This is a genomic window from Devosia insulae DS-56, from assembly GCF_000970465.2.
In the GTDB taxonomy this organism is placed as follows: Bacteria; Pseudomonadota; Alphaproteobacteria; order Rhizobiales; family Devosiaceae; genus Devosia_A; species Devosia_A insulae.
The window spans coordinates 1-7439 of the sequence record NZ_LAJE02000252.1 but is presented as its reverse complement, the minus strand read 5'-3'; the positions used below and the strand labels follow the sequence as shown (position 1 = coordinate 7439).

Here is a 7439-nt window from a genome sequence, read left to right as displayed (position 1 = left end):
CCCTGGAGCACCTACCCCGCCAGCACCGGCCGCATGGAGAGCGCCAACAGAATTAGCAGCGCGCGGTGCGGCTGCTCGATATCCCGGGTGCCGTCCATCAGCTTGAGGACGATGCCGGCTTCGGGGTGGCCGCTGCGCTCGATACAGGGGCGAAGGTCCTGCAGCGCGCGGAAGGCGGTGCCGGTGCTGCCCGAACTCAGCGCGGCGGCGGCCTGCAGCAACAGGCGGGAGTGCTCGGCATTGGAGCGCTTGCGCAGGTCGTCGCTGAGGCGGCCGAACAGGCCCGGCAGGCGGTAGCCCAGCACCTTTTCCTCGTGCCGCCACTCGCGCGAAAAGCTCTCTTCCCAGTCGAGGATCTTGGCCAGCGCCAGCAGCACCACCTTGCTGCGCGGCTCGCCCACCATGCTGCCGGGATCGCCGGCCAGTTCGCGATAGACCTGCAGCAGCCCATCGACGCTCTGGCTGTCGCGGAATTTGCCGAGCGCCGAAACCGCCGCCAGCCGGGCGTCGATCTCGGGATCCTCAGCCAGCATCTGGCGGATGCGCGGTAGCTGTTTGATGTCCCGGATATCGCCGAGGGTACGGGCGGCGCGGGCCCGGAGCAGCGGGTTGGGGCTCTCGAGGAAACGGGCGATGGCCTCGCCGCTCTGCGTCGCCTTGATGCGGCCCAGCGAATTGAGCGCTGCATATTGCAGCTCGACCAGCCCGTCATAGGCCAGCATCGATTCGAGTGCCCGCACCACCGCCGGGCTCGGCGGCAGATGGCTGAGCGACTGGATCGCTTCGTGCCGGACGTCGAAGCTCGGATCGCTCAAGGCGGCGATCAGTTCCTCCTTCACCAGCGCGCTGCGGGTCTTGCCGAAGCCGTACGCGAGGTCGCGGCGGCGCTCCTCGGAGGTCAGCGCGCCGTAGCGATGGATGCCCCAGAGTGCGCTGAGCGGCCGGCCGCGGCCGAACTGGCCGAGGAAATCCCGCACGCCGGTGGCCCCCTCTTCCTTCAGCATGGCGAAGGTGATGGCCGAGACCACCACCATCACGGCGCTGAGCGCGAACAGGGTTTCGAAGTTACCCAGGGTCACGCCGGAGATGACGATGGTGTTGCTGGCGAGCAGTTCGAGCAGCCAGCCGGCCAGGAAGGCGGCGCCGCCGCCGATCAGGCCATCGGTCATGTAGGCGAGCGTCATATAGCTCTCCTTTTTGGCCGGCGGCACGTAGTTGAGCATGTAGATGCCACCCACCGAGATGGCGCTCTGGAACAGCATGCCGAAGACGAAGAAGATCAGCCCGACGATGAAGATGGTGCCGGGCGTATCCTTGGTGACGAACATCAGCCCGATCAGCATCGCCACCTGCAACGCCTGCAGCGTGACGCGGATGGCGCGGGTGCCGTAGCGATCGACGAACCAGCCTGCGGCGACGCTACCGAGCGCTGCGCCGACCGGAATGAACGCTGCCATCAGCACGATCTGGCCCGACGAAATGCCGAGCCGCTCGCGGAAGAATAAGAGGATGAAGAGGTTGATGACGGTGTAGACGAGGAACTGCGTGCCCGAGGAGACCAGGTAGAGCAGGAAATTGCCATCGCGCAGCGGCACCTGCATGGCGCGGATGGCATCGAAGCCGCGGGCCGAGCCGGGGCGAGGCTTGCCGCCGCCGAGCCCGAACAGGGTCGACGCGGCGATGACGCCCAACAGCAACCCGATAGCGAAAACCGGAAAAAAGCGTTCGATGCCGTGCTGGCCATCGAGCCAGAGCTGTACCAGGACCGAGCCGACCAAAGCCACCGGCAGGTAGGCGACGGCGATGCCGCCGGTGAGCCGGCCGCGGATAAAGCTCGGCATATATTCCTGCGACCACGGCCAGATCGCTGTTTCAGCCAGCGTGCGGAAGATCGAAAAGCCCAGCATGGCCGCGAACAGCACCCAGAACACCATGTCCGGGTTGCCCTGGAACATAGGCGCCACAAGGATCAGCGACAGGCAGAGATAGCGGGTGAGCGAGGCGTAACCGGCGACCCGGCGATGGCCGAAGGCCATTACGATGGGCAGGAACACCACCGCGATGACCTGGACGAACGGCATGATGCCGCCGATCAGCCCGATGCGGTCCTTGGGGACGCCCAGCTCGGCGGCGAACAGCGCCAAAGGCGAGGTGACGGTGCAGAGCAGCGCCGCGGCGGTGATGATGTTGAAGGCATAGAGATAGGGGATGCGGCGGATCTTGTCGAAATCCGACTGCTCCTCGAACTCGGCAACGCCGATGCCTTCCGCCCGCGACACGTCAAATCCCCCTCACCGACTCGCCGCTGGTCAAAGCGCGATCCGGTATCCCTTGATCACATACTGGCTCTGCTCGAAACTCCAGCACGCGGCGTAGATTTCCCCGTTCGTGAGGCGCAGCAGCGAAGGCTGGCCGAACTTCAGGCTGCCGAACTGCTTCTTGATGTCGGCGGAGTCGCTGCCCATCGACGCATCGGCGAAGAGGTTGAGCTCCTCCTCCACCTTGAAACCGCCATTGAGGTCGACGCGACGAACAATCAGCCCGACCGGCGCCTCGCGGTTCGAGTGGATGGTGAGCGCTTTGCCACCGCCGAGCGACAACAGGTTCGAGGCCTGGCCGCGGATGCCGGTATCGATGGCCGGCGCAAACGTCTTGCCGCCGTCGCTGGAGACCGCGACATGGTTGGTGAGGTTGGCGCCGGCAGCATTGTCATAGGCCCAGAAGATTACCGCGACCCGCCCGTCGCCCAGATCGGCGATGCGGCTCTCCCAGGTCGAAACGTTGCCCAAGGGCGAGCGATAGAACTCGGAGAGTTTGCGCCAGCTTTTGCCATTGTCGTCGCTGGCGATGATCCAGCCGGCGTGGCCGTCCTTGCCGAGATGGAACGGCGCCGTGGCGGCGATGATGCGGCCCGAGGCGAGCTGGATAGCGGGGCCGGAGAGTTCCAGCGGCTGCCCCTCGATGTCGAAATAGACAGGGACGCTCCAGGTGCGACCGCCATCGGTGGAGGTGCTGGTCTTGTTGCGCAGCCTTAGCAGCTTGAAGGTGTCGGGGTCGACGACGGGAGAGAGCGGGGTGGGGCGAACGAACACATAGCCGGTGGCGAGCAGCGAACCATCGCTGAGCAGCAGCGGCTTGAAGCTCTCGGATTCTTCCGGGTGCACCTCATGGTCGGTGAGGCGGACCGGGGCGGACCAGGTGCGGCCATTGTCGGAGCTGCGGCTCACATGGGCGCGGGCATCGGCGGCGTCAAAAGCTTGGCCGACGGTGAAGATGGCGACCAGCTCGCCAGATGCCAACTGCACGATGCCCGGGAAGGTCGCCTGGCGGCTGACCAGCAGCGGGTCGGGGTTGGCGTAGATGGTGATCTCTTCAAGACGCTGCATCGAAAGCTCCGGTCAGGCGAAAGGGTTGGACCAGTGGCGATACTGGCCGGGGGTCTTGCCGCGCCGCTTGCGGAATGCGGCGGCGAGGGTGGCGGCATGGCCGTAGCCGACTTCGGCAGCGATGGTCGCCAGCGACTTGTCGGTCGACACCAGGAGCTCCTCGCTGCGGGTGAGGCGCAGTTCCCTGAGGTGTTCTCCCGCGGAGGTGTGCCGAGCCTTGCGATGCATGGCGCGCAGCGCGCTCTCGGAGATGCCGAGCAAGGCCGCGACATCGGCGAGGGTGCGCATGCGATGGAGGTTCTGCCCGGCCTGGGTCCAGGCGATGGTCAGCCGGTCCTCGTCGGCAGTCGGGATGTCGGGGATGCCGGCAAGGTCGAAGCCGTCGAGCAGGCTCAGCAGCAGGCGCTTCCGGCGCGGCAGCTCGTCGGGACGGTTGCGGCGGGCAAGGTGCATGGCGAGACGGATGAGGTTCTGCAGGTGCAGCGCCTCGTCCGGGTTGGGTAGCGCATAGCCCGGACCCGCCGGCTCGCCGGCCATCGCGAAATGGCAGATCGAAGCGGTGGCGAAGGCACCAAGTGTTGCACCCTGAAACTGGGTGCCCGGCAGGATCAGCACGCCTGATGGAGCTACCAGCTCGAGTTTGGCCTCGAGCTCTGGAAAGCTGATGGCGACGCGCCCCTCGTGCACCCAGAACAGATCGTGGAACGGCCATTGCACGGGTCCGATCGGCATGCGGCGGTTGATCCGACCGAAGCGGTGGTCGCGCAGCTCGAGCTGATCGGTGTCACAGGCCATGACGCCCCGCCAGTGCCGCTTGGCGGTGGCAATCGGATTTCCTAATGTCGTGCCGATCCTCGCGAATGACGGGAAGGCGGCGTTGGCCTTTCATCAGGCAAGGCCGCATTGGCCCTGAGGAGAGGAGCCTAGGATGAGTGCTGCAATGAGCATTCCGCACAGCCAGCTCAAGGCTGATTTCGACCGCGACGGCTTCATCGCCTTCCGGCCGCTGTTCGATGCCGCGCGCATGGCCGAGATCAACCGCGAGCTCGACCGGTTCCTGATCGAATGCGTGCCGAAAATGTCGGAGACCGAGGTCTACTACGAGGACAAGGCCAACCGCTCGACGGTCAAGCAGATGATGTACCTCGAAAAATACGACAGCTATTTCAAGACGCTGCTCAGCGACGGGGTGATCAAGGAGCTGGCCGAGACGGTGCTGGGCGAGGCAGCGGTGGCCCAGAACATGGAGTATTTCAACAAGCCGCCCGGCATCGGCAAGCAGACGCCGCCGCACCAGGACGGGTATTATTTCAAGATCGCGCCGCCCAAGGCGATCACCGGCTGGCTGGCACTGGAGCCGGTCGACGATGAGAACGGGTGCCTGCAATATGTGCGTGGCTCGCACGCCTTCGAGGGCTGGCGTCCACATGGGCGCTCCGAAATCCTCGGCTTCTCGCAGGGGATCACCGATTTCGGCACCGAGCACGATGTGGCCAATACCGCGGCGCAGCCGGGGCCGGCCGGGATGTTGCTGATGCACGACTGCAAGACGGTGCACTGGGCGAGCCCCAACCGCTCGCCGACCCGCTCGCGACGGGCGCTGGGCTTTGTGTATTTCGGGGTGAGCGCCAAGACCGATGAAGAGATGAAGCGGGCCTACCAGGCCAAGCTCGACGCCGATCTGAAGGCGGCCAACAAGATCTGACGGTTCGACCGGATGGTGCGGCTCACGCCGTGCCATCCGCTCCGCTTTGTGCGCCTCGATCGTCAACCCCGCCCGGTTGCAAGCAACCGCCCCTCCGCACCGCATCGGTGCAGGGTATGTTACTATAATAACATGGTTAGGTGGTCAAACGGCGGCGGACGCTTGAGCTGCCCACCGGCGAACATCGTGGCTTACCTCATCCGGCGCTACGCGCCACCTTCTCCCCGACGGGGAGAAGAATCCTGCGGCGCCGGTGAGCCACACTTGTTCCTCTCCCCGTCGGGGAGAGGGTGGATCGGCCGAAGGCCGAGACGGGTGAGGGGTGGTGGGCACGGCGCTGCCCCAACTTCGGGGCGACGCGGTGGTATTGTCGTGAGGGCCCGCTAGCCTCACACGTCAAAACCCGGCGCGAATTTGAGTTCGCCGCGCGGCGGCGGGCCGGACAGCACCAGCCGCTGCACGAAGCGGCGATCGAGATCGCCATAGGCCAATAGCCCATCGCTTTCGAAGCCGGCGCGGCCATAGATGTCGGGGTTGCCGATCAGCGCCACACCGGCGGCGCCCTGTTCGCGCAGCAGCTCCAGCCCTCGAGCGATCAGCGCCTTGCCGAAGCCCTGGCGTTGCCGATCGGCGCGCACCGAGATCGGGCCGAGCCCGAACCAGCCGGCATGCACGCCATCGATGCTGACCGGCGAGAAGGCGATGTGTCCGACGATCGCGCCATCGTCCTCGGCCACCAGCGACAGCGTCAGGTCGCCGGCAGCGCGCAGCGCCCGAATGATCGGCGCTTCAGTGCCACTGCTGAACGGCATCGGCTCGAACGCCACGCGGGTCAGCTCATGAATCGCTGCGTCGTCGGCAGGCAGTTCGCCTCTAATCTTCACGTGCACCTCAGGAGATTGGGGAGACCGATATTTCGCACTGCGCGCTAATCACGCAATCCCCATCCGTTCGGACGGGGTCCGTCACCGGCCTGCGCATGTTACGAATAATGTCGGGGGCCATTGCTTGAAAGGACATTAAGTGAAGCTCGAATCCATCGCGCTCCATCATGGTTACAAGGCGGAGGAAACCACTAAGGCGGCTGCGGTCCCGATCTATCAGACCACGTCATACACGTTCGACAACACCCAGCACGGCGCTGACCTGTTCAACCTCGCGGTCCCCGGCAACATCTATACCCGCATCATGAACCCGACGACGGCGGTGCTCGAGCAGCGCGTCGCCGAGATGGAAGGCGGCATCGCCGGCCTTTGTGTCGCTTCGGGGATGGCGGCCATCACCTATTCGATCCAGGCGATCGCCGGCGTCGGCGACAACATCGTCTCGATCAGCCAGCTCTATGGCGGCACCTACAACCTGTTCATGCACTCGTTCCCGCGCCAGGGCATCGAGGTGCGAATGGCCGACCAGGCCGATTTCGAAGGGCTGGAAAAGCTCATCGACAGCAAAACCAAGGCAGTGTTCTGCGAGTCGATCGGCAACCCGGCCGGCAATATCGTCGATATCCAGCGGCTGGCAGAGATCGCGCATCGGCATGGCGTGCCGGTTATCGTCGATAACACGGTGGCGACGCCCTATCTCTGCAAGCCGTTCGAATTCGGCGCCGATATCGTGGTGCATGCGCTCACCAAATATATCGGTGGGCACGGCAACTCGATCGGCGGCATCATCGTCGATTCGGGTAAGTTCGACTGGGTGAAGCACAAGGACCGCTTCGCCATCCTCAACGAGCCCGACCCGTCCTATCACGGCGTGGTCTATACCGAGGCGCTGGGGCCGGCGGCCTATATCGGGCGCTGCCGGGTGGTGCCGCTGCGCAATACCGGCGCGGCTTTGTCGCCGCACAACGCCTTCCTGTTCCTGCAAGGCCTCGAAACGCTCGGGCTTCGGATGGAGCGGCATTGCGAGAATGCCGAAAAGCTCGCCGCCTGGCTGAAGCAGCACCCCAAGATCAACTGGGTGAACTACGCCCAGTTGCCGGACAGCAAGTACAACGCGACGGCCAAGAAGATCACCAAGGGCAAGGCGTCGGGCATTATCAGCTTCGGCATCAAGGGCGGCGCGGTTGCCGGTGGGCAGTTCATCGACGCACTGCAGATGATCCTGAGGCTGGTGAATATCGGCGACGCCAAGTCGCTGGCCTGTCACCCGGCCTCGACCACGCACCGCCAGCTCGGCCCCGAGGAACTGGCCAAGGCGGGCGTCTCGGAAGACCTGGTCCGTATCTCGGTCGGCATCGAGCACATCGACGACATCATCGCCGATGTCGAACAGGCGCTGGCAAAGGTCGCCTGAACCTACCATATACCCCGCCGGCGCACCCGATGCGCCGGCGTCGTATATGG

The 7439-nt window shown here is 65.0% G+C and carries 6 protein-coding genes; 2 read left to right on the top strand and 4 right to left on the bottom strand.

The genetic code is table 11. The annotated features are described in order from the left end of the window. Positions 1-11: 11 nt before the first annotated feature. From VW23_RS18005 to VW23_RS17995, 3 genes are read right to left on the bottom strand one after another with little or no spacing between them, the layout of a single operon-like run. Positions 12-2279, bottom strand: a complete 2268-nt coding sequence (locus tag VW23_RS18005) for an MFS transporter (protein ID WP_069910929.1) — start codon at positions 2277-2279, stop codon at positions 12-14. A gap of 30 nt (positions 2280-2309) precedes the next feature. After that, on the bottom strand, positions 2310-3386 hold the full coding sequence (locus VW23_RS18000; RefSeq protein ID WP_069910928.1) for a sialidase family protein: 1077 nt from the start codon (positions 3384-3386) through the stop codon (positions 2310-2312). A gap of 12 nt (positions 3387-3398) precedes the next feature. Next, positions 3399-4181, bottom strand: a complete 783-nt coding sequence (locus VW23_RS17995) for a helix-turn-helix transcriptional regulator (protein WP_069910927.1) — start codon at positions 4179-4181, stop codon at positions 3399-3401. A gap of 145 nt (positions 4182-4326) precedes the next feature. On the opposite strand from VW23_RS17995, the gene VW23_RS17990 reads away from it, so the two are divergent. Continuing rightward, entirely contained in the window at positions 4327-5091 is a 765-nt protein-coding gene (locus VW23_RS17990) for a phytanoyl-CoA dioxygenase family protein (protein ID WP_069910926.1), read from the top strand. Between the two features lie 389 nt (positions 5092-5480). Here the strand turns inward: VW23_RS17990 and VW23_RS17985 are convergent, their stop codons facing one another. Beyond that, entirely contained in the window at positions 5481-5975 is a 495-nt protein-coding gene (locus VW23_RS17985; RefSeq protein WP_069910925.1) for a GNAT family N-acetyltransferase, read from the bottom strand. Between the two features lie 139 nt (positions 5976-6114). Here VW23_RS17985 and VW23_RS17980 point away from each other — a divergent pair, with 139 nt between their 5' ends. After that, the gene (locus tag VW23_RS17980; protein WP_069910924.1) at positions 6115-7389 is read left to right on the top strand and encodes an O-acetylhomoserine aminocarboxypropyltransferase/cysteine synthase family protein; all 1275 of its coding nucleotides are present in this window, start codon (positions 6115-6117) and stop codon (positions 7387-7389) included. The last annotated feature ends 50 nt before the right edge of the window (positions 7390-7439 follow it).